This is a genomic window from Citrobacter sedlakii NBRC 105722, from assembly GCF_000759835.1.
GTDB classification, from domain to species: Bacteria; Pseudomonadota; Gammaproteobacteria; order Enterobacterales; family Enterobacteriaceae; genus Citrobacter_A; species Citrobacter_A sedlakii.
This window is the reverse complement of the sequence record NZ_BBNB01000010.1, coordinates 235,162-260,355: the sequence shown is the minus strand read 5'-3', so window position 1 is coordinate 260,355 and position 25,194 is coordinate 235,162. Positions and strand designations below refer to the sequence as shown.

Here is a 25,194-nt window from a genome sequence, read left to right as displayed (position 1 = left end):
AAAGCAGACGATCTGAAACCGGCAGACAGCGAAACGAAATCGGACACCACGCCGACGCCAGCCGCGGCTGATACTACGACGCCGACTAAGAAATGGCCTGTTCCGAATACGAACTACCCGACGCTGTCTCCAGGTTCCGCAACCGGCAAAACCGGAATGGACACGCCGAAGACGCCGAAGCACAAGCAGTGGAACGGTGACATGACCAACGGCGTGGCGCCATCTTCCGGCAACGGCGACAGTGCCAAGCTGTCCCCGGGATCGTCTACCGGTCAGACCGGAATGGATATGCCGAAAACGCCGGAGCACAAGCAGTGGAACGGTGACATGACCAACGGCGTGGCGCCGTCTTCCGGCAACGGCGACAGTGCCAAGCTGTCCCCGGGATCGTCTACCGGTCAGACCGGTATGGACATGCCGAAAACGCCGGAGCACAAGCAGTGGAACGGTGACATGACCAACGGCGTGGCGCCGTCTTCCGGCAACGGCGACAGTGCGAAGCTATCACCGGGATCGTCTACCGGTCAGACCGGTATGGACATGCCGAAAACACCGGAGCACAAGCAGGCGAACGGTGACATGACCAACGGCGTGGCGCCGTCTTCCGGCAACGGCGACAGCGCGAAGCTGTCCCCGGGATCGTCTACCGGTCAGACCGGGATGGATATGCCGAAAACGCCGGAGCACAAGCAGGCGAACGGTGACATGACCAACGGCGTGGCGCCGTCTTCCGGTGATGGCAGCGACGTGAAGCTTTCTCCTGGGTCTGCAACCGGTCAGACGGGTATGGACATGCCGAAAACGCCGGAACACAAGCAGTGGAATGGCGACATGAGCATGTCCGGCGTTACGCGCCATAGCGACATGCCGCACTGGGTACCTCTGATGCGTGAAACAACCATCGACGCCTACGCAACTGTCATCATTCAATTTGATCACTCGCTCTTGAGCTAAGTCGTCCCTTTCCCCGCCATATCGTCTGGCGGGAATTTACACATTACCCCCTTAGGCCGTCTGTATTTACAGATGGCTTTTTTTTGCGCGATTAATGCGTAACGGCTTCAGGGAAATGGATAGTTTTTTAATGATGGCAATAGCATATTTGTGATCACCATTGCAAAATGAGCATTAATTCATATTCAAAAAATGCAGTTCATATCACGTAATTATGGTTGCTTTTTAATTTTTTGTTTTTATCTTATTGTTTTTATTTGCTTTTATCAAACGCGCTTCTTTTTCGCCCTGACGTTGACCCCTGTTGCTTTCATTTTATCGCGCGCGTATTTTATTTTCAGCGCAGAATTGTACCCTAAAAATAAAATAAGGATTACGTATGCGGTTGATTGATTATTTTCCTGAAGCATCTATCTCGATAAAGTCATCGGTAGAAAACTGGCAGCAGGCCATTGATTTTTGCATGTCTTCCCTGCTGACTCATCATTATATTAATTCAAATTATATTCAGGCTATTAAAGATTCGACTCTCAGCAACGGCCCCTATTATATTCTGGCTCCCGGCGTGGCTATGCCTCATGCGCGACCAGAGTGTGGAGCGTTAAAAACAGGAATGTCGTTAACGTTACTCAAACAGGAAGTGCAGTTCAGTGAAGGTGAAGAAGGTATCAGGTTATTAATCGGTTTATCGGCAGCAAATGCCGATTCACATATTGAAGCTATCCAGGCATTAAGCGAGCTGTTATGTGAAGAACAAACGATAAACGCGCTGTTAGCGGCAAAGTCAGAAAAACAGTTAGCGGATATTATCGCTCACGCATAATTATTCTCTCCTTGACAGGATATTAATATGGAACACAAGTCTGCTCGTGCTAAGGTCCAGGCTTTTGGCGGGTTTTTGACTGCAATGGTCATCCCGAATATCGGCGCCTTTATTGCCTGGGGCTTTATAACCGCATTATTTATTCCAACCGGATGGTTGCCGAATGAACATTTCGCCAAAATTGTCGGCCCGATGATTACCTATTTACTGCCGGTGATGATTGGTTCGACCGGTGGACATCTGGTGGGGGGCAAACGGGGAGCGGTGATGGGAGGCATTGGTACGATTGGCGTCATTATTGGCGCGGATATCCCAATGTTCCTCGGTTCAATGATCATGGGACCGCTAGGCGGGCTGGTGATTAAATATATTGACCGACTGCTGGACAGGCGCATTCCTGCCGGTTTTGAAATGGTGATTAATAACTTCTCCCTGGGTATCGCCGGGATGATCTTGTGTCTGCTGGGGTTTGAGGTCATTGGCCCGGCGGTACTGGTTGCCAATAACTTTGTGAAGGAGTGTATTGAATCGTTGGTACATGCGGGCTACCTGCCGCTACTGTCGTTAATTAATGAACCAGCAAAAATCCTTTTTTTAAACAATGCGATTGACCAGGGCGTTTATTATCCACTGGGTATGCAGCAAGCCTCAGAGACAGGAAAATCCATTTTCTTTATGGTGGCGTCTAACCCGGGTCCGGGTCTGGGTTTACTGCTTGCGTTCACCTTGTTTGGTAAAGGGATGGCGAAGAAGTCTGCACCCGGCGCCATGATCATCCATTTCCTGGGCGGTATCCATGAACTGTATTTCCCGTATGTGCTGATGAAACCGTTGACGCTGATCGGCATGATTGCGGGCGGGATGAGCGGAACGTGGGTCTTTAATGTATTAGGCGGCGGGCTGGTCGCCGGGCCGAGCCCTGGGTCGATTTTCGCTTACCTGGCGCTGACGCCGAAGGGGGCTTTCCTGGCGACGATTGCCGGTGTTACGGCGGGAACGCTGGTGACCTTTGTGGTGACCTCTTTCATATTAAAAATGGAAAAAAATAGCGCTGGCGAAAGTGAAGATACCTTCAGTGATTCCACGAAAGCCGTCCAGGCAATGAAGCAGGAGGGTAAATTCTCTTACCGTGATGTGAAACGAATAGCATTTGTTTGCGATGCGGGAATGGGGTCGAGCGCTATGGGGGCAACGACGTTTCGTAAACGCCTGGAAAAAGCGGGATTAACGGTCGATGTCAAACATTATGCGATCGAAAATGTCCCCGAGGATGCCGATATTATCGTGACGCATGCCAGCCTGGAGGGGCGCGTTAAACGGGTTAGCGACAAACCCGTCGTTCTGATTAAAAACTATATTGGCGACCCGTTGCTCGACGATTTATTTCATCACCTTACGACGAAGTAATATTTCTGGTTTCTGGAGTAAATATGAAAACGAAAGTGGCAGCCATCTATGGCAAGCGGGATGTCCGTATCCGTGAATTTGAACTACCTGACATTACGGATAATGAATTATTAGTCAGCGTTATTTCTGACAGCGTCTGTTTGTCTACCTGGAAAGCGGCAACATTAGGCAGCGAACATAAACGTGTGCCAGATGATCTGGAGAATCATCCGGTGATTACCGGTCATGAATGTGCCGGGATCATTGTCGAAGTCGGGAAAAATCTAACCGATAAATATAAAAAGGGCGAGCGCTTCGTTTTACAACCCGCAATGGGCTTGCCGAGTGGTTATTCTGCCGGATACAGCTATGAATATTTTGGCGGTAATGCGACGTATATGATTATCCCGGAGATCGCGATTAAGTTGGGCTGCGTTTTACCCTATCACGGCTCTTATTTCGCCGCCGCATCGCTGGCGGAACCGATGTGCTGCATAATTGGCGCTTATAACGCCAATTATCACACTACGCCTTACGTTTACGAGCACCGGATGGGCATTAAACCCGGCGGCAACATCGCGCTATTAGCCTGTGCCGGGCCGATGGGGATAGGCGCCATTGACTATGCCATTAATGGCGGGATCCAGCCGTCGCGGGTCGTGGTGGTGGATATCGATGAAACGCGACTGGCTCAGGCCCGCCGCTTGCTAACGGTTGAGCACGCGGCCAGTAAGGGCATCGAGCTTATTTATGTGAATACCGCCGAAATAAAAGAGCCCGCAGCCATGCTTCGCGATCTTACGGACGGTAGCGGTTTTGATGACGTATTTGTCTATGCCGCTGTTCCGGCCCTTGTCGAACTGGCGGATGCGCTTCTCGCGGAAGACGGTTGCCTGAACTTTTTTGCCGGGCCGACGGACAGTCGCTTCAGGGTGCCGTTCAACTTTTACAACGTGCACTACAACAGTACACATGTGGTTGGAACATCCGGCGGTTCCACCGACGATATGAAAGAGGCGATTGCATTAAGCGCTACGGGACAACTGCAACCGTCTTTTATGGTCACCCATATCGGCGGGCTGGATGCGGTGCCGGATACGGTCCTCAATCTTCCCGATATTCCGGGCGGCAAAAAGCTGATTTATAACGGCGTCACGATGCCGCTGACGGCGATCGCTGATTTCGCGGAAAAAGGCAAAACCGATCCGTTGTTTCGTGAACTGGCGCGTCTGGTTGAAGAGACGCACGGTATCTGGAACGAAAAGGCTGAGAGATTCCTGCTGGCGCAATTTGGCGTGGACGTAGGGGAGGCTGCTGCATGATCTCTCTGACATGGCCGCTATTTCGCACAACGGAACGGGCGGCGCTGGCAGCCTGGCCGCAAACCGGATGCGGCGACAAAAACCGGATCGATGGTCTCGCGGTCAGCGCGATGCGACAGGCTCTGAACGAGGTGGCTATCCGTGGGAGAATTGTCATTGGCGAGGGGGAAATCGATTGTGCGCCGATGTTATGGATCGGTGAGGAGGTCGGAACAGGCAGCGGGCCGGAGGTGGATATCGCTGTCGATCCTATTGAAGGAACCCGTATGGTCGCAATGGGGCAGAGCAATGCGCTGGCGGTCATGGCTTTCGCCCCGCGCGGCAGTTTGCTTCACGCACCTGACATGTATATGAAAAAGCTGGTTGTTAATGCCCAGGCAAAAGGCGCGATCGATCTGGCGCTTCCGTTAGCCGACAATTTACGCAATGTGGCGGCGGCGCTGGGAAAACCGCTGGATCGCTTACGCATGGTCACGCTGGACAAACCCCGGCTTCATCCGGCGATTGCCGAGGCAACACAGCTCGGCGTAAAGGTTTTTGCCCTGCCCGATGGCGATGTGGCGGCCAGCGTTCTGACCTGTCTGCAGGACAATCCGTATGACCTGATGTATACGCTCGGCGGTGCGCCGGAAGGGGTGATTTCCGCCTGTGCGGTAAAAGCGCTCGGGGGCGATATGCAGGCAGAGCTGATCGACTTTTGTGAAGCGAAAGGCGATACCGCAGATAATCGCGTGATCGCTGTCCGTGAACGACAACGCTGTGCGGAGATGGGCGTCGAGATTAACCGCGTCTATGCGATCGACACGTTAGTAAAGGGAAATGACATTCTCTTTAGTGCAACGGGCGTGACGGGGGGAGACCTTCTGAAGGGGATCCAACAGGTTGAGAAGGGTGTGCGCACGCAAACTTTACTGATCGGCGGCGCGGATCGAACGTGTAATATAATAGACTCTCTGCATTCATGGTGATTTATCGGGACACAAATGACGACGCTGACAGAAGACGATGTGCTTGAGCAACTGGACGCTCAGACCAATTTACTTTCGTTTATGACGACGGCACATGACATTTTGCTTCAGGGCATTAAACGCTTTCTGCCGTCGCTGTTTGTCGATAATGATGAAGAGATCGTGGAGTATGCAGTGAAGCCGTTACTCGCGCAGAGTGGGCCGCTTGATGATATCGACGTTGCGTTACGCCTGATTTATGCGTTGGGAAAAATGGAAAAATGGCTGTATGCCGACATCACCCATTTTTCCCAGTTTTATCGCTACCTTAAGGAACAGGACACGATCCCGGGCTTTACGGATGACATCACCTGGGATTTCGTCAGTAACGTAAACAGTATTACCCGTAATGCAACCTTATATGGCGCGCTTGAGTCGATGAAGTTTGCCGACTTCGCCACCTGGTCCGAGGTTCGCTTTACCGGCATGATCAAGACGGCGATGACGCTGGCGGTAACGACAATTTTAAAGGAATTAACGCCGTGAAAATCGGACTGACGGTTAATGGGCTGGACGTTACCGCGCATTACCACGACGATGAAATTGAAATCGTCCATAAACCCCTGTTGCGACAGCTGGCGAAAATAAACGCTACGCATACTGGTCAACGAACCCTTATTTTTCTCTGCGCCCCTCCCGGGACCGGCAAATCCACGCTAACCACATTTTGGGAGTATCTCTGTCAACAGGATGCCAGTCTGCCAACGATCCAGACTCTGCCGATGGATGGCTTTCATCATTACAACGCGTGGCTGGAGGCGCATAACTTGCGAGCCAGTAAAGGCGCGCCGGACACCTTTGACGTTGATAAACTGGCGCGCAATCTGCGTCAGATCAGGGAAGCGGAAGGCGCCTGGCCGCAGTACGATCGGCAAACCCATGAGCCGGTTGAAAATGCCATCCCGGTAACCGCGCCGTTGGTGATTGTTGAAGGAAACTGGCTTTTGCTGAAGGAACCGCGTTGGCAGGCGCTGGCGGAGTTTTGCGATTATTCGCTCTTTATACGCGCACCGGAAGAGGCGCTTCGATCGCGCCTGATCGCCCGTAAACTGGCGGGAGGATCGTCTCAGGGTGATGCCGAAGCGTTCTATGAACGCACTGATGGGCCGAACGTGCGTCGGGTTCTGCAAAACAGTCGACCGGCCGACCTGACGTTAGTCATGACGCCGACAGGTGAGTATCGGCTCTGCTAAGAGGGCCGCCTGGCGTACGATTCGTGGAATCGGTGCCGGGGCAACCGCTATTACTCCTGGGTGGAATAATTTCTGCGAACCAGGGGCGTGAAATGTGATGTAAGTCATATAGCTGGCTTAATCAGCTGGACAATCATTCCTTTTATTCCTCGTTTCGCTTATTCTAGCTGAAGCGTTTCAGTCGATTAAATGTTCGACAAATAATCAATCAGTCGCAGTTTGCGACAGGTAAGGTTTCCCTGAACGATGCGCTGGATTACTCTGTCAGCCACATCTGAATCAGGATAGCCTTGCAGGAGATCTATGACCGTACGCGTAGCGATTAATGGCTTCGGTCGCATCGGACGTAACGTGGTTCGCGCTTTATACGAATCCGGACGTCGGGCGGAAATCACCGTGGTGGCCATCAACGAACTGGCGGATGCCGCAGGCATGGCGCATTTGTTGAAATATGACACCAGCCATGGACGTTTTGCATGGGACGTTCGCCATGAGCGCGAGCAGCTCATTGTCGGCGACGATTCGATCCGCATCCTGCATCAGCCTTCGCTTGCCGCGTTGCCCTGGCGTGAACTGGGCGTTGATATTGTCCTCGACTGCACGGGCGTATACGGCAGCCGCGAACACGGCGAAGCGCATATTGCCGCAGGCGCGAAGAAAGTGCTCTTTTCACATCCTGGCAGCCACGATCTCGACGCCACCGTTGTGTTTGGCGTCAATCAGGATCGCCTGCGGGCACAAGACCGCATTGTGTCAAACGCGTCCTGCACGACGAACTGCATCATTCCCGTCATCAAATTATTAGATGATGCCTATGGCATCGAGTCTGGTACGGTGACCACAATACACTCCGCCATGCACGATCAGCAGGTTATCGATGCATACCATCCTGACCTGCGGCGTACGCGTGCGGCGAGTCAGTCGATCATTCCGGTCGATACCAAACTGGCGGCAGGCATTACCCGTATTTTTCCGCAGTTTAACGATCGTTTTGAGGCCATTGCGGTGCGTGTTCCCACGATAAACGTCACGGCAATCGACTTAAGCGTCACGGTGAAGAAACCGGTAAAAGCCAATGAAGTCAACCAGTTGCTGCAAAAAGCGGCACAAGGTGCATTTCATGATATAGTTGACTATACGGAATTACCGTTGGTCTCAGTAGATTTTAACCATGACCCGCACAGCGCCATCGTCGATGGCACACAAACGCGAGTCAGTGGTGGGCACCTGATAAAGACGCTGGTCTGGTGCGATAATGAATGGGGCTTTGCTAACAGAATGCTCGACACCACGTTAGCCATGGCCGCTATTGGTTTCAGGTAAAGCGCGTAAGCGCTTGCAAAACTTTAAGAATCAACGAGAGGATTCACCATGTCTGTAATCAAGATGACCGATCTGGATCTTGCTGGTAAACGCGTTTTCATCCGTGCGGATCTGAACGTGCCAGTTAAAGAAGGGAAAGTAACCAGCGACGCGCGTATCCGTGCTTCCCTGCCGACTATCGAACTGGCGCTGAAACAAGGTGCGAAAGTGATGGTCACTTCCCACCTGGGTCGTCCTACCGAAGGCGAGTACAACGAAGAATTCTCTCTGCTGCCGGTTGTTAACTACCTGAAAGACAAACTGTCCAACCCGGTTCGTCTGGTTAAAGATTACCTGGACGGCGTTGAAGTGGCGGCCGGTGAGCTGGTGGTTCTGGAAAACGTTCGCTTTAACAAGGGCGAGAAGAAAGACGACGAAGCGCTGTCCAAAAAATACGCGGCGCTGTGCGACGTGTTCGTCATGGACGCATTTGGCACGGCTCACCGTGCGCAGGCGTCTACTCACGGTATCGGCAAATTTGCTGACGTAGCCTGTGCCGGCCCGCTGCTGGCGGCTGAACTGGACGCGCTGGGTAAAGCGTTGAAAGAACCGGCTCGTCCAATGGTCGCAATTGTTGGCGGTTCTAAAGTCTCTACCAAACTGACGGTACTGGACTCCCTGTCCAAAATCGCTGACCAGCTGATCGTGGGCGGCGGTATCGCCAACACCTTCGTTGCCGCTCAGGGCCACAGCGTAGGGAAATCCCTGTACGAAGCTGACCTGGTTGACGAAGCAAAACGTCTGCTGACCACCTGTGATATCCCGGTGCCGACTGACGTTCGCGTTGCCACCGAGTTCTCCGAAACCGCCGCGGCTACGCTGAAATCTGTCTCTGACGTGAAAGAAGACGAGCAGATCCTGGACATCGGCGACGCGTCTGCACAGCAACTGGCTGAGATCCTGAAGAATGCGAAAACCATTCTGTGGAACGGTCCGGTCGGCGTATTTGAATTCCCGAACTTCCGTAAAGGGACTGAAATCGTGGCTAACGCTATTGCAGACAGCGAAGCGTTCTCTATCGCTGGCGGCGGTGACACTCTGGCGGCTATCGATCTGTTCGGTATTGCAGACAAAATCTCTTACATCTCCACTGGCGGCGGCGCATTCCTCGAATTCGTGGAAGGCAAAGTTCTGCCAGCCGTAGCGATGCTCGAGGAGCGCGCGAAGCAGTAAATTTGTTCAGGCGGGGAAACCCGCCTGTTTTTCAGCGCGCTGAAAGGCCCGCTCCCCCGTTTTAACGGTCGAAGATACAGAAACAGGACTCGCAACATGTCTAAAATTTTTGATTTCGTAAAACCTGGCGTTATCACTGGCGATGACGTACAGAAAGTTTTCCAGGTAGCTAAAGAAAACAACTTTGCTCTGCCAGCAGTAAACTGCGTCGGCACCGACTCCATCAACGCCGTTCTGGAAACCGCTGCAAAAGTGAAAGCGCCGGTTATCGTTCAGTTCTCCAACGGTGGCGCTTCTTTCATCGCGGGCAAAGGCGTAAAAACTGACGTTCCTCAGGGCGCTGCTATCCTGGGTGCGATCTCCGGTGCGCATCACGTTCACCAGATGGCTGAACACTACGGTGTTCCGGTTATTCTGCACACCGACCACTGCGCGAAGAAACTGCTGCCGTGGATCGACGGTCTGCTGGACGCGGGTGAGAAACACTTCGCGGAGACCGGTAAACCGCTGTTCTCGTCTCACATGATCGACCTGTCTGAAGAGTCTCTGGAAGAGAACATCGAAATCTGCTCCAAATACCTGGCGCGCATGTCCAAAATCGGCATGACCCTGGAAATCGAACTGGGCTGCACCGGCGGCGAAGAAGACGGCGTGGATAACAGCCACATGGACGCTTCCGCTCTGTATACCCAGCCGGAAGACGTTGATTACGCGTACACCGAACTGAGCAAAATCAGCCCGCGTTTCACCATCGCGGCTTCCTTCGGTAACGTACACGGCGTTTACAAGCCGGGTAACGTGGTTCTGACCCCGACCATCCTGCGCGACTCTCAGGAATACGTTTCTAAGAAACACAACCTGCCGCACAACAGCCTGAACTTCGTTTTCCACGGCGGTTCCGGTTCTACTGCTCAGGAAATCAAAGATTCCGTAAGCTACGGTGTTATCAAAATGAACATCGATACCGATACCCAATGGGCAACCTGGGAAGGTGTTCTGAAGTACTACAAAGATAACGAAGCGTATCTGCAGGGTCAGCTGGGTAACCCGAAAGGCGAAGATCAGCCGAACAAGAAATACTACGATCCGCGCGTATGGCTGCGTGCAGGCCAGACTTCCATGATCACCCGTCTGGAACAGGCTTTCAAAGAACTGAACGCGGTAGACGTTCTGTAATTTCAGCCTCGCAGATTGTTGAAATGGCTTCCTTCGGGAAGCCATTTTTTTGTCCGTCAGCCGGACGGGATTATCACCTCATCCGTCCCGTGAGGTGATAGCGTGCATCCTGCACACAGACATTATCGCGTCACGCAGGTTCCTTTTTCGCCAGCCAGGATCTGCGGCGCATCTTTGAGCGCGCCAATAAAGGCCGCATTCCCGCTCTGCTTGACAAACTGGATCACGGCGGCGGCTTTCGGGCCCATCGCGCCGTCTGGCGCAGCGAAGGGAGCCAGTTCCTCTGGCGTGACGTGACGCAATGCCCGCGCTTGCGGCGTGCCCCAGTGCTCATACACCGCGTCGGCATCGGTGAGGATCAGCAGATGATCGGCGTCGAGAGTACATGCCAGTACCGCTGCCGTTAAATCTTTGTCGATCACCGCTTCGGTTCCCCGATAGCTATCTCCCTGCGCTACAACCGGGACGCCGCCTCCGCCGCAGCAGATTACCGTATGGCCTGCCACCAGCAGCGTTTGAATAGCATCACCGTCGACAATGTTTTTTGGCGCTGGGGAAGGTACAACCCGACGAATGTGCTGACCGTCGGCTTTTATCGTCCAGCCATAACGCTTCTCCAGTTCGGTCTGCTGTTCGGGAGGATATACCGGCCCAATGTATTTGCCGGGCGTGGCGAACGCTGCGTCATCAGGATCGACTTCCACGCGCGTCATCAGCGTCGTCACGGGCGTTCCGCCTGCACATTGCGTTAATGCCTGGGCAATAGCGACGCCGATCATGCCCTGGCTTTCAGCCACCAGAATATCCAGCGGCCAGGCGGGAGAGCCGGTGTATGCCGCATTTTGCAGCGCCAGTAAACCCACCTGCGGTCCGTTGCCATGAACAATCACCAGCTGATAGTCACGCGCCAGGCTTGTCACGGTTTGTGCAAAAAGCTCAATGCTCCGCTGCTGATTCTCCGCGCTCAAAACCTCTCCGCGCTGCAAAAGCGCATTGCCGCCCAGAGCAATAACCAGTTTCTTTTTCATTTTAGCCTCAATAAATAAATTATCTCGCGGCAAAAATAGCGGTATTGAGAACGGATATTGTGATTGCGTCGACAAAGCTGTTACCCCAAAAAATATCTGATTAATGCGTCACGTGTTTATTTAAAATCCTTTAAAAATGATTATTAGATATTTTTTAATAATTAAGACGCCAGTCCCCAGGAATTTATAACAATGAGTTTTGTGTGACTTTGTTCAAAAGAAAAGGGGGATTTGCCCGATAAGGTAGTGACAGTTTAAACATCAACCCTCATCGTTTGGGGAATTTAATACCGGGAGACAGTTTATGTCTGGTTCATGTGAAGTGACTGATGTCACAAATAAAAAAGGAATACCGGCCTGGTGGGTCACTATTTTCCTGTTCTGGCTGGGATGGATTTTTATGTATGCCGACCGGACAATATTGAATCCGGTTATGGGCGAGCTGGAAAAAGAGTTTGGCCTGAGCGGAACGCAATTAGGTATTCTCAACTCGGTGTTCTATTTTTCTTATGCGTTATTACAGGTTCCGGCCGGTATTCTCGGTGACAAAATCGGCAAGAAAAAAGTGCTGGTGCCCGGATTTATTCTGTTTGGCGTTTTTACGGCCGTTACCGGCTGGGCGAAAAGCTGGTACACCTTGCTGTTTGCCCGCGTGGTAACAGGCGCCGGAGAAGGCACCTATTACGGCCCGCAGTATGGCTTATCTTCCGAGCAGATCCCGAAAAAATACCGCTCACTGGGGAGCGCCATTATCAACAGCGGCATGGCGTTTGGTATTGCGCTGGGGCTGATGACGTCGAGCTGGCTGGTGTACGATCAGGGATATTCATGGCGGATGCCGTTTTATGCGATGGCAATCCCCTCGGTGTTGGTTGGCCTGGCGATCTGGTTTTTGGTCAAAGAAAAAAAACGCACCGCCGATACCGATGGCACACAGGCTAAAAAAGGCAAATTCAGCGACCTGCTGAAAAACCGTAATCTGCTGTTGACGTATATTATGGTGTTTTGCAGCCTGTTTGGATTCTTCGTTATCCTGACCTGGCTTCCGTATTATCTGCAAAGTGAACGTGGAATCGCCGGTAGCGAAACGGGTTTTATTTCGTCGCTGGTGGCGTGGATTTCAATTCCTGGCGCGCTGTTATTCTCCAGCCTGTCTGACAAATTAGGTAAGCGCAAACCGTTAATTATGTTCCTCGTGCCGGTTGCGATTATCAGCATGCTGTCAATTATCTGGATGCCCAATATGACCGGGGTAGTGATCGCACTGTGCGTTTACGGCCTTGTCGGCAAACTGGCGCTGGATCCGGTACTGGTGGCACTGGTTGCTGACAGCGTCGATGAAAATAATTACAGCACCGCGTTTGGCTTATTTAATTTTATCGGCATGAGTTCATCGATCCTTGCACCGATTATTGCCGGGGCCGCGCGCGATATTACCGGTAGCCTGGCCTCCAGTTTTTATGTTTCAGCCATTCTGTTGGGCATTGGTCTGATTGCCATGCTGTTTTTGAAAGAAAAACGCACATAAGAGGTAGCGGTAATGATTTACGCCTTTATTAAAAAGGGAAGTTTTCAGGACTCGGTCAGCCTGATGATTATTTCCCGCAAATTGAGTGAACGGCCGGAAGTGGATCAGGTATCGGTCATGATGGGAACGCCAGCCAATAAAGCCATGCTGGACTCCACCGGTTTCTGGCACGACGATTTTGCCGACGCCACGCCGAACGATATTTGCGTGGCGGTGCGAACTCAGGAGGCGCGTCCGGGGATCCTTGACCTCGTTCGTGAGCAACTGGAAAAAGAACTCAGCGCGATCGCTAACGCGTCAGGCAGTTCGCAACAATTGCTGAAAGCGCGCCGTTGGGAAAGCGCCTGTCAGAAGCTGCCGCAGGCCAATCTGCTGCTGGTTTCCGTCGCCGGAGAGTACGCGGCGTCAGTTGCCAAAGAAGGGCTGCTGGCAGGTAAGAACGTTATGCTGTTTTCGGACAACGTGCCGTTGGCGCAGGAGGTCGAACTGAAAACGCTGGCGCGCGAGCGTGGGCTGATCGTGATGGGACCGGACTGCGGGACGGCGATGATTGCCGGTAGTCCGCTGGCGTTTGCCAACGTCCTGCCGGAAGGCGGAATCGGGGTAATTGGCGCGTCTGGCACCGGTATTCAGGAAGTGACGTCGCAGATTGCGCTGCGCCATCAGGGGATCAGCCACGCCATTGGTCTGGGGGGGCGCGATCTCAGCGCGGAAGTCGGCGGGATCAGCGCCTTAACCGCTCTTGAGATGCTGGCAGGTGACGACGCCACACGAGTCATCGCTTTTGTCTCCAAGCCGCCGTCGCCGCAGGTCAGAACACGCATTATTACTGCGATGCAGAAGGTTGGAAAACCGGTGGTTGCGCTGTTTCTCGGCAGTAAGCCGGAACGGCGCAGGGAAGGAAACGTCTGGTTGGCAAATTCGCTGTCAGATGCCGCGCAGTTGGCGGTGCTGTTGATGCGCGTTGCGCAACAGCGCGTCAGCCAGCCCGCGGTGGTGGGCAAAACCATTTATGGGCTGTATGCCGGCGGCACCCTTGCCGCAGAGGCCGCAATGTTGCTGTCTGCCGGGCTTGGCGTCCCGGTGAGCGAAACGCACGCCGACGGCGTCATGCTGGAAGCCGAAGGGCATCGCATTGTCGATCTTGGCGATGACAGCTACACCCTGGGCCGGCCACATCCCATGATCGACCCGACCACCCGCAGTATTGAGATCGAAAAACTGGCCGCAATGCCGGAGGTCGGCGTGCTGCTACTGGACGTGGTGTTGGGCTATGGCGCCTGTGCTGACCCGGCAGGCGCGGTTGTTGAGGCCGTTGAGCAAGTCCGCGCGAAACGCGACGCGCCTTTGGTCACCATTGCCACCCTGACCGGTACCGACGGCGATCCGCAGGGACGTAGTGCTCAAACCGACATCTTGCGCGCTGCCGGTATCGCGGTGGTGGAAACCCTCGAAGAAGCCGTTCTGCTTGCCGTTAGCCTGACGCGCCATCAGGACGTCGGTTCTGCAACCCGTCATAGCGCTCTGCTGGACGGCATTCAGGTGATTAACGCTGGGCTACGCAGCTTCGCGCTGGATCTGCAAAGCAGCGGCACGCCGGTTGTGCATTATCAGTGGGCGCCCGTTGCCGGTGGCAACGCCCGTCTCGCCAGTTTACTCAAGCAGTTACATTAATTTCAGAGGTACCGATATGTATTCATCTATTGCTCAGGCCAACGACGCCATTATTGAACGCATTAAAGCTGCTCGTCCGCACTGGATTGCCGTCCGTCCGGCGAAAGAGGTCATAGAGACGCTGGCGACAGGCCGAAAACTGCTTCACGCGGGGCCACCGATCGCCTGGGAAGAGATGACCGGCCCGATGCGTGGCGCGTGTATTGGCGCGTCGCTGTTTGAAGGATGGGCGGCCAGTGAAGCAGAGGCGCTGGCGCTGTTAAACAAGGGCGAAGTGGCATTCATTCCCTGTCATCACGTTGGCGCGGTCGGGCCGATGGGAGGGATCACCTCTGCAAATATGCCCGTCCTGGTGGTGCGCGACACGGTACACGGCAATCAGTCGTACTGCAATCTGAACGAAGGGATCGGTAAAGTGATGCGCTTTGGCGCTTACGGCGACGACGTCCAGACCCGCCTTCGCTGGATGCGCGATACGCTGGCGCCAGTGCTGCAGGAGGCGTTATCACGCATGGAAAACGGCGTTGATCTGACCGCGTTGATGGCTCAGGCGATCACCATGGGCGACGAATTCCATCAGCGCAATATCGCCGCTTCTTCGCTGCTGCTTCGCACGTTGTCACCGGCGATCGCCGGACTGGACCGACCAAAGGCTGGGATTGTCGACGTGATGCAGTTCCTCAGCGTCACCGATCAGTTCTTTCTTAATCTGGCGATGGCTTATAGCAAAGCGGTCATGGACGCGGCAGCAGAGATTAAGGCCGGTTCCGTTGTCACGGCGATGACGCGTAATGGTCGCGAATTTGGCATTCGCGTTAGCGGCACGGGGGATCGGTGGTTTACTGCGCCGGTGAACACGCCGCAGGGCTTGTTTTTTACCGGCTACAGCCAGGCTGACGCCAACCCGGATATCGGCGACAGCGCCATTACCGAAACGCTGGGCATTGGCGGCGCGGCGATGATTGCCGCCCCCGGCGTGACGCGCTTTGTCGGCGCGGGCGGTATGGGCGCGGCGCTGGAAACCTCTGAAGAGATGGCGGAAATTTATCTGGATCACAACCCGCTGTTCCAGATCCCATCCTGGGATTTCAAAGGCGCGTGCCTGGGGTTGGATATTCGTCGGGTGGTGGAAACGGGGATTACGCCGCTGATCAATACCGGGATTGCGCACCGTGAGGCGGGGATCGGTCAGGTCGGCGCGGGCACTGTACGTGCGCCGCTGCTCTGTTTTGAAAAAGCGCTGGAAGCGCTGGCGGAAGCACATCACATCACCGCGTAGTGTCATGGCCCGGTGGCGCAGTGCTTACCGGGCCTGCATGGCAATGCTGTTGGAGGCCGGACAAGGCGTAGCCGCCATCCGGCATAGCGGAGCAAAGTTATGGTCACCTTCAATGCGCTGGCCAGTGCCGGGCTTAATCGGCTTCCTGACGGCGAATGGCTGCTGCATAGCCGTTTTTCGCAGGCGATCAATTTCATCCATGCCGGAGGCGAACTGCTGACATTGTATCGCTACGGTAAAGGCATGGGGCCGTCGGGCGTCTTGCTGGCTGATGATGTCTTCTCCCGGTGCGCGCAGCATGCAACAATGATCAAGCGGGACGCACAGCTTTATGGACGGAGACTGACCTTACGACCACTGCGGCAACTGACGCTGCGCCTGACGCCCGGGAGCTTACAGCCAGCGGATCTCTCACCGTTTACCTCGCCAACCGGTCTTGGCGGCCCGCTTAATCGCGCCGTCGCGTCACTGTCTGTTTTCCCGCAAATAGCCGCGCAGCTGTCGCGCTGGCAGGCCGGTGTTGCGCCTGACTGGCGCTGGCTGATTGGCTGTGGGCCGGGGTTAACGCCCAGCGGAGATGATATGTTAACCGGCATGTTGGCGGTCTTTCACGCCGTCGCGCTGCCGGTTCGGCTTTTTTTACCCCCGAACGATCAACTCGCTTCGCTGACAACTTCGGTAAGCTGTAGCTATCTGAACAGCGCCAGGGTAGGGGAATTTTCTACCCCCGTACTGCGGGTTATGCGCCGTTTACAGTCCGGGCGTTCGCCACAGCGTGCGATTGGTCGGTTGCTGGCGACGGGACACACCTCTGGCGCCGACATGATGTTAGGGATAGCCATTGCGCAGCGCTGGTTACAGGCCGTTGATTTAAGGGGTAAACATGCTCGATCAGGAAACCATTCGTACCTTTATTCGCGTTGCTGAAACGGAGAGTTTTTCCCGTGCGGCCAGCTCGCTGCATAAAACGCCAGCAGCGATCAGCTATCGCATTAAAACGCTGGAAGAGCAGGTGGGAACACAGTTGTTTTTGCGCACCACGCGTTCTGTCAGCCTGACGCTGGCGGGTCAGCATTTGCTGGAACATTGTCGCCAGTGGCTTAACTGGCTTGATGCGATGCCCGATGAGTTGCAGCAAATTAACGCGGGCGTAGAGCGGCAGGTCAATATCGTCATCAATAATCTCCTTTATCAACCGCAAACCACCGCCGATTTGCTGACCTGGCTGCATCAACACTTTCCTTTTACCCGCTTCCAGATTTCCCGTCAGGTCTATATGGGCGTCTGGGACTCGCTGCTGTATGACGACTATCAACTGGCGATTGGCGTCACTGGCTCTGAGTCGTTGTCGAACAACATTTCGCTGTTGCCGCTGGGGGATATCACCTGGCAGTTTGTGGTGGCGCAGCAACATCCGTTAGCCAGCCATCCGGCGGCGGTATTATCGGATGATGTGCTGCGGCGCTACCCGGCTATCAATATTGAAGACACCTCGCGGACGCTCACCCGGCGCGTGGCCTGGCTGTTAAGCGGGCAAAAAGAGATCAAAGTGCCGGATCTCAGCACCAAGCTGGCCTGTCATTTAAGCGGACTGGGCGTCGGTTTTCTGCCTGAACGTTTATGCCGCCCGTACGTGGAGTCCGGGGCGCTGGTGGCGCGATCCGTCGCAAATCCTCGCCAGCCCTCTCCGCTTTCTCTGGCGTGGAAAAATGCGGGTAGTGGAAAGGTGGTCAGCGAAATCGCCAATATTTTTAAACAGCGTCAGCCCCTGGTTGGGGGCTATTTACGTATGGTCGATCGCCCCGCAGAGCGCCAGAAATAGCCTTACCTCAAACCAGAACGTAACGAAAATGGAATATTGACTTGTTTTTGTTTACCTTTAAGAGGTTATTTCGTGAGATTGATCTCATTTGCTCTTTTTTGTCATGACCAAGGAACATCGAATGGAAGATTTGAATGTTGTCGACAGCATTAACGGCGCGGGGACCTGGCTGGTCCGTAATCAGGCGTTGCTGCTGAGCTATGCCGTCAACATCGTTGCGGCTATCGCCATTATCATCATCGGGATGATTGTGGCGCGTATCGTCTCGAACACGGTAAACCGTCTGATGCTGGCGCGCCATATTGACGCCACCGTTGCCGACTTCCTCTCTGCGCTGGTGCGTTATGGCATTATCGCCTTCACGCTGATTGCTGCGCTGGGGCGCGTTGGCGTACAAACCGCCTCGGTTATCGCCGTTCTCGGCGCCGCCGGTTTAGCTGTCGGTCTGGCGCTGCAGGGCTCGTTGTCAAACCTTGCCGCAGGCGTGCTGTTGGTGATGTTCCGTCCATTCCGTGCGGGTGAATATGTCGATCTTGGCGGCGTGGCGGGGACAGTGCTGAACGTGCAGATTTTCTCTACCACTATGCGCACCATCGACGGCAAAATCGTGGTGATCCCGAACGGCAAAATCATCGCGGGCAATATTATTAACTTCTCCCGCGAGCCGGTCCGCCGGAATGAATTTATTATTGGCGTGGCTTACGATTCGGATATCGATCAGGTGAAGAAAATCCTGACCGGGATTATCGAATCCGATGAGCGCATTCTGAAAGACCGCGAAATGACGGTGCGACTGAACGAACTGGGCGCGTCCTCGATTAATTTTGTGGTGCGCGTGTGGAGTAAAAGCGGCGACCTGCAAAATGTCTACTGGGACGTACTGGAGCGGATTAAGCGCGAGTTTGACGCCGCGGGTATCAGCTTCCCGTATCCGCAAATGGACGTTAATTTTAAACGTGTAAAAGAACACACGGCAGAGTAAAACGTGCCCGGTGGCGCTAACGCTTACCGGGCCTGTCAGTCTTCAGGCCGGCGCCGGCGTTAGCCGCCATTCGGCAATTTCCCCTCTTGCTATTACCCTTTCTTATACCCGATTAAAATTTTCAATTATCGCTAATAATCTTCCCGCGCTATAGTTTCGCCATAGCGACTTTCTTCAGGAATATTTGACGTGATATCGTATTATTTTCAAGGGCTTGCACTGGGCGCGGCCATGATCTTACCCCTGGGCCCGCAAAATGCTTTTGTCATGAATCAGGGGATTCGCCGCCAGTACCACATCATGATTGCGTTCCTGTGCGCGGTGAGCGATCTGCTGCTGATTTGTGCCGGGATCTTCGGCGGAAGCGCGCTGCTGATGCAGTCGCCATGGCTGCTGGCGCTGGTGACCTGGGGCGGTGTGGCCTTCCTGCTGTGGTATGGCTTTGGCGCCTTAAGGACGGCCATGAGCAGCAATCTGGCGCTGGCCAGCGCGGAGGTGATGAAACAGGGGCGCTGGAAAATCATCGCCACAATGCTGGCGGTAACCTGGCTGAATCCGCATGTGTATCTGGATACCTTTGTGGTGTTGGGCAGCCTCGGCGGGCAACTGGCGGTAGAGCCAAAACGTTGGTTCGCGCTTGGCACCGTTAGCGCTTCCTTCTTATGGTTCTTTGGTCTCGCGTTGCTGGCGGCGTGGCTCGCGCCGCGTCTGCGTACGGTGAAAGCGCAGCGAATTATCAACACGTTGGTCGGTCTGATAATGTGGTTTATCGCTTTCCAGTTAGCAAAGGAAGGGGTCGCACACGTGCACGCTTTGTTCATCTAAGCGTTGTCTGATGGACATTGGGGCGTTTCGCGCTAAGCTTGCCTGCATGCGCCCTGAAACCCAGGGCAACCTACGTAACAAGGAGGAACGACTGTGAAGTTCAAAGTGATGGCCCTGGCGGCATTAGTTGGTTTAAGTGCACTGTCGGCGCAGGCGAGCGAATTGCCTGACGGACCGCACATCGTGACTTCCGGAACGGCAAGCGTGGATGCAGTGCCTGATATCGCCACTCTGGCCATCGAGGTTAACGTGGCGGCGAAAGACGCGGCGACGGCGAAGAAGCAGGCCGATGAGCGTGTTGCGCAGTATCTCTCTTTCCTGGAGCAAAACCAGATTGCGAAAAAAGACATCAGTTCCGCCAATCTGCGTACCCAGCCCGACTACGACTATCAGAACGGCAAAAGCATTCTGAAAGGCTACCGCGCGGTGCGTACCGTGGAAGTCACTTTGCGTCAGTTAGACAAACTTAACTCGCTGCTGGATGGCGCGTTGAAAGCGGGACTGAACGAAATTCGCTCCGTGTCGTTAGGCGTGGCGCAGCCGAATGCATATAAAGATAAAGCGCGTAAAGCGGCGATTGACGATGCGATCCATCAGGCGCAGGCGCTGGCGGCAGGCTTTAACAGCAAGCTGGGGCCGGTTTACAGCGTGCGTTACCATGTATCAAACTATCAGCCAAGCCCGATGGTACGGATGATGAAAGCCGATGCGGCGCCGGCTTCCGCGCAGGAGACCTACGAGCAGGCGACCATTCAGTTTGACGATCAGGTTGATGTGGTGTTCCAACTGGAACCTGCGGCAGGACAACAGCAGGCAACGGCGGCGAAAGCGCACTAATCCCTGTAGCCGGATAAGGCCTTGCGGGGTCTTATCCGGCACACTGACTGATTACTTCGCAATACGTTTGTACTTGATACGCTTCGGCTCCAGCGCATCGGCGCCCAGCGTGCGTTTCTTGTACTCTTCGTATTCGGTGAAGTTCCCTTCGAAGAACTCCACTTTCCCTTCATCCTGATAATCCAGAATATGGGTCGCGATACGGTCCAGGAACCAACGGTCGTGCGATATAACCATGGCACAGCCCGGGAACTCCAGCAGGGCGTTTTCTAATGCACGCAGGGTTTCGATGTCCAGGTCGTTGGTTGGTTCATCGAGCAGCAGCATGTTGCCGCCAACCTGCAGCAGCTTCGCCAGGTGCAGACGACCGCGCTCACCGCCGGACAGTTCGCCCACGCGTTTGCCCTGATCGACGCCCTTGAAGTTAAAGCGACCTACGTAGGCGCGGCTTGGCATCTCGGTGTTGCCGATACGCATGATATCCAGTCCGCCGGACACTTCTTCCCACACGGTTTTGCTGTTATCCATTGCGTCACGGAACTGGTCAACGGACGCCAGCTTGACGGTTTCACCCAGCGTGATGGTGCCGCTGTCAGGCTGTTCCTGACCGGACATCATGCGGAACAGGGTGGATTTCCCCGCGCCGTTCGGACCGATGATCCCGACAATAGCGCCTTTCGGTACGGAGAAGCTCAGATCGTCGATCAGGACGCGATCGCCGTAGGATTTACGCAGGTTGCTCACTTCCACGACCTTATCGCCCAGGCGCGGTCCCGGTGGAATGAACAGTTCGTTGGTTTCGTTACGTTTCTGGTATTCGGTATTGTTCAGCTCTTCAAAGCGCGCAAGACGGGCTTTGCCCTTAGACTGACGGCCTTTCGCGCCCTGACGCACCCACTCCAGCTCTTTCTCAATTGACTTGCGACGGGCCGCTTCCTGAGAGGCTTCCTGCGCCAGACGCTGATCTTTCTGCTCCAGCCAGGAGGAGTAGTTGCCTTCCCACGGAATACCTTCACCGCGGTCCAGCTCAAGGATCCAGCCCGCGACGTTATCGAGGAAGTAACGGTCGTGGGTAATCGCCACCACGGTGCCTTCAAAGTCGTGCAGGAAGCGCTCCAGCCAGGCTACGGACTCGGCGTCCAGGTGGTTCGTCGGTTCGTCGAGCAGCAGCATGTCTGGTTTTTCCAGCAGCAGGCGGCACAGCGCGACGCGGCGGCGTTCACCACCGGAAAGGTTCGCGACTTTGGCGTCCCAGTCCGGCAGGCGCAGGGCGTCTGCGGCGCGTTCCAGTTGGACGTTCAGGTTATGCCCGTCGTGCGCCTGGATAATCTCTTCCAGCTTGCCCTGTTCAGCGGCCAGTTTGTCAAAGTCGGCATCCGGATCGGCATACAGCGCATACACTTCGTCCAGACGTTTCAGCGCGCCGACCACTTCGGCCACGGCTTCTTCGATGGATTCACGGACGGTATGCTCAGGATTCAACTGCGGTTCCTGCGGTAGATAGCCGATTTTAATGCCCGGCTGCGGGCGTGCTTCACCCTCAATGTCGGTATCAATGCCCGCCATGATGCGTAGCAGAGTGGACTTACCGGCGCCATTAAGACCCAGCACGCCGATTTTTGCTCCGGGGAAGAAGCTCAGAGAGATGTTCTTAAGAATGTGACGTTTCGGCGGAACAACTTTGCCGACACGATGCATGGTATAAACGAATTGGGCCACTTTGGACTCGCCTCTTTCTCTGTCGTGATGAGTAATCGTAGTTAAAGGCGAAGTGTAGCCTTTTTCCCTCCCTAAGCCCAGCCAGCAGATCGTACTCTCAGTAAAAGTAAAAAAGTGTTCGTGACGTAGCGTAAACGGCAATGACTGGTTAGCATAAAACCATCAGGCGGCATGATGCTGCACAGAAATAATGACAAACAGAGGACGAGCTTGTGGACAAAGCCAAATCATTCACCTGGCGTTTTATTGCCGCCAGCGTATGCCTGCTTGCGGTAAGCCAGGCGGCGCGAGCCGACTCCCTGGACGAACAGCGTATCCGTTATGCGCAGATTAAGCAGGCCTGGGATAACCGGCAAATGGACGTGGTGGAACAGATGATGCCGGGCCTGAAGAATTATCCGCTGTACCCCTACCTGGAATACCGCCAGATTACAGACGATCTCATGAACCAGCCGACCATCACGGTGACCCGTTTTGTGCGCGCCAACCCAACGCTGCCCCCGGCCCGCACGCTGCAGTCGCGCTTTGTCAATGAACTGGCGCGACGTGAAGACTGGCGCGGGCTGTTAGCCTTCAGCCCTGATAAACCGAGAACCACTGAAGCTCAGTGTAATTACTATTACGCCAGGTGGAGCACCGGGCAAACAGAAGAGGCCTGGCAGGGGGCGAAAGAACTCTGGCTGACGGGAAAAAGCCAGCCGAACGCCTGCGACAAATTGTTCAGCGTCTGGCGCGCATCGGGAACCCAGGATCCGCTGGCTTACCTGGAGCGGATCCGCCTGGCGATGAAAGCGGGCAATACCGGGCTGGTGACGGTACTGGCGGGGCAGATGCCCGCTGACTACCAGACTATCGCCTCATCCATTATCTCGCTGGCTAACGATCCCAATACTGTACTGACCTTCGCCCGTACCACCGGCGCGACGGATTTCACCCGTCAGATGGCTGCCGTCGCCTTTGCCAGCGTCGCTCGCCAGGACGCCGAGAACGCGCGGCTGATGATCCCGTCGCTGGCGCAGGCGCAGCAACTTAATGAAGCACAAACCCAGGAACTGCGTGACATCGTCGCCTGGCGACTGATGGGGAATGACGTCACTGACGAGCAGGCAAAATGGCGCGACGATGCGATCATGCGCTCGCAGTCCACTACGCTTGTGGAGCGGCGTGTGCGGATGGCGCTGGGAATCGGCGATCGTCGCGGGCTGAATACCTGGCTTGCGCGGCTGCCGATGGACGCGAAAGAGAAAGATGAGTGGCGCTACTGGCAGGCGGATTTACTGCTGGAGCGTGGGCGTGAAGCTGAAGCCAAAGAGATCCTCCATGCGCTGATGCAGCAGCGTGGCTTCTACCCGATGGTGGCCGCCCAACGTCTGGGGGAAGAGTATGTTCTGAAAATCGACAAAGCCCCGGCGAATGTCGACAACGACCTGACCCGTGGACCCGAAATGGCGCGGGTGCGCGAGCTGATGTACTGGAATCTGGATAACACGGCGCGCAGCGAGTGGGCGAATCTGGTAACCAGTCGGAGCAAAACCGAACAGGCGCAGCTGGCACGCTACGCCTTCAACAATCACTGGTGGGATCTGAGCGTGCAGGCGACGATCGCCGGCAAGCTGTGGGATCATCTGGAAGAACGTTTCCCGCTGGCTTACAACGATCTGTTTGCCCGCTATACCCGTGGTAAAGACATCCCGCAGAGCTATGCGATGGCGATAGCGCGTCAGGAGAGCGCCTGGAACCCGAAGGTGAAATCGCCGGTGGGCGCCAGTGGTCTGATGCAGATCATGCCGGGCACGGCGACGCATACGGTGAAGATGTTCTCGATTCCCGGCTACAACAGCCAGAGCCAGTTGCTCGAACCGGAAACCAATATCAATATCGGCACGCACTATCTCCAGTATGTGTACGAGCAGTTTGGCAATAACCGCATCTTCGCTTCGGCAGCTTACAATGCCGGACCGGGCCGCGTGCGGACCTGGCTTGGCAACAGCGCCGGACGTATTGATGCCGTGGCGTTTGTCGAAAGCATTCCGTTTTCGGAAACCCGCGGTTACGTGAAGAACGTGCTGGCTTACGACGCGTACTACCGCCATTTCATGGGGCAGAAAGAGACGCTGATGAGCGATTCTGAGTGGCAGAGACGTTATTAATCAGACGGGTTATGTTATGATTTGTACTCGTGTAAGAGTACAAATGGCGGCATAACATGACCCAGCATTCCCCTTATTCATCGGCGATGGCCGAACAACGTCATCAGGAGTGGCTTCGTTTTGTGGAGTTGCTCCGCCAGTCTTATACAGAAGATTTGCATCTGCCGCTGCTGCAGCTGATGCTGACGCCGGACGAGCGCGAAGCGCTGGGCACCCGCGTGCGAATTATTGAAGAACTTTTACGCGGCGAGATGAGCCAGCGTGAACTGAAAAACGAGCTGGGAGCGGGCATTGCGACGATCACCCGCGGCTCAAACAGCCTGAAATCCGCTCCGGTCGAACTGCGTCAGTGGCTGGAGCAGGTGCTGCTGAAAGACGCCTGAACCGGCCCAGAGACTATCAATACACTGCGTTGTGAAACGGGCTGAGCGCCAGAATCACCGCCTGATGATAGACGCTGGCGCGGGTCAGTTTGCCGGCGGTAAACACACCAATTGCGCCTTCTTTTCGGCCTATTTCATCGATGCCGGTATAAAGCGACATCACCGGACCGAGCGCTTCTCCCTGCCGTACTTTTTCGAGGATCGCGGCAGGCAGGGGCAGCGTAGCGGAACGCGCTTCACCGCGCTGGCTGCCGTTATCAATCACGACCCAGCTAAAGGTGGCGTCGTCATCAATACCCGCTTCAATCGCCACCCAGAAGTCGGCGTCTGGCCGCGCGCGACGCGCATTGTCTACTCGATTTCGTGCGCCAGCACGCGTTTCAGCACTTCCGAAGGGTTGTTCCGGCACGCCGCTCTCGACGGCAACGGACTCGATATGGCAGGATCCTTCGCCGAAGATCTCCTCAAATGCCTTTAGAATTGCCTGAATTTTGGCAGGATTGGTTGTTGCTGAGACGACATGGTGCATAATTAAGCTCGGTTTAAAAAATTTATCGCAGTCTGCTCAAAT

General features: G+C 54.9%; 22 protein-coding genes and 1 pseudogene. 20 read left to right on the top strand and 3 right to left on the bottom strand.

Annotated elements, in window-relative coordinates; translation table 11 throughout:
• The 10 genes and pseudogenes from CSE01S_RS23255 to fbaA form a co-directional block, all read left to right on the top strand.
• A pseudogene (locus CSE01S_RS23255) lies at positions 1 to 954 on the top strand (hypothetical protein); the annotation flags it as partial.
• Positions 955 to 1,333: 379 nt separating this feature from the next.
• On the top strand, positions 1,334 to 1,777 hold the full coding sequence (cmtB, locus tag CSE01S_RS15500; protein WP_042290323.1) for a PTS mannitol transporter subunit IIA: 444 nt from the start codon (positions 1,334 to 1,336) through the stop codon (positions 1,775 to 1,777).
• A 27-nt stretch (positions 1,778 to 1,804) separates the two neighbouring features.
• Complete coding sequence (locus CSE01S_RS15495) at positions 1,805 to 3,184, top strand: PTS mannitol transporter subunit IIBC (protein WP_042290321.1); 1,380 nt, start codon at positions 1,805 to 1,807, stop codon at positions 3,182 to 3,184.
• Between the two features lie 23 nt (positions 3,185 to 3,207).
• Positions 3,208 to 4,485 carry a zinc-binding dehydrogenase gene (locus CSE01S_RS15490; RefSeq protein WP_042290318.1) on the top strand — a complete coding sequence of 426 codons (1,278 nt, stop codon included), beginning with the start codon at positions 3,208 to 3,210 and terminating at the stop codon, positions 4,483 to 4,485.
• Positions 4,482 to 5,453, top strand: a complete 972-nt coding sequence (gene glpX / locus CSE01S_RS15485; RefSeq protein WP_042290315.1) for a class II fructose-bisphosphatase — start codon at positions 4,482 to 4,484, stop codon at positions 5,451 to 5,453. Before CSE01S_RS15490 ends, glpX begins: the two co-directional genes overlap by 4 nt.
• 15 nt (positions 5,454 to 5,468) lie before the next feature.
• The gene (locus CSE01S_RS15480; protein WP_042290313.1) at positions 5,469 to 5,978 is read left to right on the top strand and encodes an MltR family transcriptional regulator; all 510 of its coding nucleotides are present in this window, start codon (positions 5,469 to 5,471) and stop codon (positions 5,976 to 5,978) included.
• Entirely contained in the window at positions 5,975 to 6,685 is a 711-nt protein-coding gene (locus tag CSE01S_RS15475) for a nucleoside/nucleotide kinase family protein (RefSeq protein ID WP_042290311.1), read from the top strand. The genes CSE01S_RS15480 and CSE01S_RS15475 overlap by 4 nt, the downstream gene beginning before the upstream one ends.
• A 303-nt stretch (positions 6,686 to 6,988) precedes the next feature.
• A complete protein-coding gene (gene epd, locus CSE01S_RS15470; RefSeq protein WP_042290307.1) occupies positions 6,989 to 8,008 on the top strand; it encodes an erythrose-4-phosphate dehydrogenase in 1,020 nt (339 codons plus the stop codon).
• A gap of 48 nt (positions 8,009 to 8,056) precedes the next feature.
• Positions 8,057 to 9,220, top strand: a complete 1,164-nt coding sequence (gene pgk, locus CSE01S_RS15465) for a phosphoglycerate kinase (protein WP_042290304.1) — start codon at positions 8,057 to 8,059, stop codon at positions 9,218 to 9,220.
• A gap of 96 nt (positions 9,221 to 9,316) precedes the next feature.
• Positions 9,317 to 10,396, top strand: coding sequence for a class II fructose-bisphosphate aldolase (gene fbaA / locus CSE01S_RS15460; protein WP_042290302.1), 1,080 nt, complete (start codon positions 9,317 to 9,319; stop codon positions 10,394 to 10,396).
• A gap of 122 nt (positions 10,397 to 10,518) precedes the next feature.
• Here the strand turns inward: fbaA and CSE01S_RS15455 are convergent, their stop codons facing one another.
• A complete protein-coding gene (locus CSE01S_RS15455; protein ID WP_042290300.1) occupies positions 10,519 to 11,424 on the bottom strand; it encodes a carbamate kinase in 906 nt (301 codons plus the stop codon).
• A gap of 304 nt (positions 11,425 to 11,728) precedes the next feature.
• Here CSE01S_RS15455 and CSE01S_RS15450 point away from each other — a divergent pair, with 304 nt between their 5' ends.
• From CSE01S_RS15450 to CSE01S_RS15415, 8 genes are all read left to right on the top strand, one after another.
• Complete coding sequence (locus tag CSE01S_RS15450) at positions 11,729 to 12,952, top strand: MFS transporter (protein ID WP_042290298.1); 1,224 nt, start codon at positions 11,729 to 11,731, stop codon at positions 12,950 to 12,952.
• Positions 12,953 to 12,964: 12 nt separating this feature from the next.
• On the top strand, positions 12,965 to 14,626 hold the full coding sequence (locus CSE01S_RS15445) for an acyl-CoA synthetase FdrA (protein ID WP_042290297.1): 1,662 nt from the start codon (positions 12,965 to 12,967) through the stop codon (positions 14,624 to 14,626).
• Positions 14,627 to 14,642: 16 nt separating this feature from the next.
• A complete protein-coding gene (locus CSE01S_RS15440) occupies positions 14,643 to 15,905 on the top strand; it encodes a YlbE family protein (RefSeq protein WP_042290295.1) in 1,263 nt (420 codons plus the stop codon).
• A gap of 99 nt (positions 15,906 to 16,004) precedes the next feature.
• Positions 16,005 to 16,832, top strand: coding sequence for an oxamate carbamoyltransferase subunit AllH family protein (locus tag CSE01S_RS15435; RefSeq protein ID WP_042290292.1), 828 nt, complete (start codon positions 16,005 to 16,007; stop codon positions 16,830 to 16,832).
• Complete coding sequence (gene allS, locus CSE01S_RS15430; RefSeq protein ID WP_042290289.1) at positions 16,789 to 17,727, top strand: HTH-type transcriptional activator AllS; 939 nt, start codon at positions 16,789 to 16,791, stop codon at positions 17,725 to 17,727. Before CSE01S_RS15435 ends, allS begins: the two co-directional genes overlap by 44 nt.
• Positions 17,728 to 17,848: 121 nt before the next feature.
• Complete coding sequence (locus tag CSE01S_RS15425) at positions 17,849 to 18,709, top strand: small-conductance mechanosensitive channel MscS (protein ID WP_042290286.1); 861 nt, start codon at positions 17,849 to 17,851, stop codon at positions 18,707 to 18,709.
• A gap of 189 nt (positions 18,710 to 18,898) precedes the next feature.
• On the top strand, positions 18,899 to 19,534 hold the full coding sequence (argO, locus tag CSE01S_RS15420) for an arginine exporter ArgO (protein ID WP_042290284.1): 636 nt from the start codon (positions 18,899 to 18,901) through the stop codon (positions 19,532 to 19,534).
• 93 nt (positions 19,535 to 19,627) lie between these two features.
• Positions 19,628 to 20,371: an oxidative stress defense protein gene (locus CSE01S_RS15415; RefSeq protein WP_042290281.1), complete on the top strand. Its 744-nt coding sequence runs from the start codon at positions 19,628 to 19,630 to the stop codon at positions 20,369 to 20,371.
• A 51-nt stretch (positions 20,372 to 20,422) separates the two neighbouring features.
• Here the strand turns inward: CSE01S_RS15415 and ettA are convergent, their stop codons facing one another.
• Positions 20,423 to 22,090 (bottom strand): energy-dependent translational throttle protein EttA, encoded by a 1,668-nt coding sequence (gene ettA, locus CSE01S_RS15410; RefSeq protein ID WP_042290279.1) that lies wholly within the window; start codon positions 22,088 to 22,090, stop codon positions 20,423 to 20,425.
• A gap of 212 nt (positions 22,091 to 22,302) precedes the next feature.
• Between ettA and sltY the strand changes: the two genes are divergently transcribed.
• Both sltY and trpR read left to right on the top strand, forming a co-directional pair.
• Positions 22,303 to 24,240 carry a murein transglycosylase gene (sltY, locus tag CSE01S_RS15405; protein WP_042290275.1) on the top strand — a complete coding sequence of 646 codons (1,938 nt, stop codon included), beginning with the start codon at positions 22,303 to 22,305 and terminating at the stop codon, positions 24,238 to 24,240.
• Positions 24,241 to 24,296: 56 nt separating this feature from the next.
• Positions 24,297 to 24,623 carry a trp operon repressor gene (gene trpR / locus CSE01S_RS15400; RefSeq protein WP_042290272.1) on the top strand — a complete coding sequence of 109 codons (327 nt, stop codon included), beginning with the start codon at positions 24,297 to 24,299 and terminating at the stop codon, positions 24,621 to 24,623.
• Between the two features lie 16 nt (positions 24,624 to 24,639).
• On the opposite strand, the gene yjjX is transcribed toward trpR, so the two are convergent.
• Positions 24,640 to 25,152 (bottom strand): inosine/xanthosine triphosphatase, encoded by a 513-nt coding sequence (gene yjjX, locus CSE01S_RS15395; RefSeq protein ID WP_042290268.1) that lies wholly within the window; start codon positions 25,150 to 25,152, stop codon positions 24,640 to 24,642.
• Positions 25,153 to 25,194: the final 42 nt, after the last annotated feature.

Bases quoted from the DNA above. Each gene is read 5' to 3' on its own strand.
- trpR (WP_042290272.1), top strand. From the start codon at position 24,297: ATGACCCAGCATTCCCCTTATTCATCGGCGATGGCCGAACAACGTCAT.
- CSE01S_RS15495 (WP_042290321.1), top strand. From the start codon at position 1,805: ATGGAACACAAGTCTGCTCGTGCTAAGGTCCAGGCTTTTGGCGGGTTT.
- CSE01S_RS15490 (WP_042290318.1), top strand. From the start codon at position 3,208: ATGAAAACGAAAGTGGCAGCCATCTATGGCAAGCGGGATGTCCGTATC.
- yjjX (WP_042290268.1), bottom strand. From the start codon at position 25,152: ATGCACCATGTCGTCTCAGCAACAACCAATCCTGCCAAAATTCAGGCA.
- CSE01S_RS15450 (WP_042290298.1), top strand. From the start codon at position 11,729: ATGTCTGGTTCATGTGAAGTGACTGATGTCACAAATAAAAAAGGAATA.
- allS (WP_042290289.1), top strand. From the start codon at position 16,789: ATGCTCGATCAGGAAACCATTCGTACCTTTATTCGCGTTGCTGAAACG.
- cmtB (WP_042290323.1), top strand. From the start codon at position 1,334: ATGCGGTTGATTGATTATTTTCCTGAAGCATCTATCTCGATAAAGTCA.
- pgk (WP_042290304.1), top strand. From the start codon at position 8,057: ATGTCTGTAATCAAGATGACCGATCTGGATCTTGCTGGTAAACGCGTT.
- glpX (WP_042290315.1), top strand. From the start codon at position 4,482: ATGATCTCTCTGACATGGCCGCTATTTCGCACAACGGAACGGGCGGCG.
- CSE01S_RS15455 (WP_042290300.1), bottom strand. From the start codon at position 11,424: ATGAAAAAGAAACTGGTTATTGCTCTGGGCGGCAATGCGCTTTTGCAG.
- CSE01S_RS15425 (WP_042290286.1), top strand. From the start codon at position 17,849: ATGGAAGATTTGAATGTTGTCGACAGCATTAACGGCGCGGGGACCTGG.
- fbaA (WP_042290302.1), top strand. From the start codon at position 9,317: ATGTCTAAAATTTTTGATTTCGTAAAACCTGGCGTTATCACTGGCGAT.
- epd (WP_042290307.1), top strand. From the start codon at position 6,989: ATGACCGTACGCGTAGCGATTAATGGCTTCGGTCGCATCGGACGTAAC.
- CSE01S_RS15435 (WP_042290292.1), top strand. From the start codon at position 16,005: ATGGTCACCTTCAATGCGCTGGCCAGTGCCGGGCTTAATCGGCTTCCT.
- CSE01S_RS15440 (WP_042290295.1), top strand. From the start codon at position 14,643: ATGTATTCATCTATTGCTCAGGCCAACGACGCCATTATTGAACGCATT.
- CSE01S_RS15480 (WP_042290313.1), top strand. From the start codon at position 5,469: ATGACGACGCTGACAGAAGACGATGTGCTTGAGCAACTGGACGCTCAG.
- CSE01S_RS15445 (WP_042290297.1), top strand. From the start codon at position 12,965: ATGATTTACGCCTTTATTAAAAAGGGAAGTTTTCAGGACTCGGTCAGC.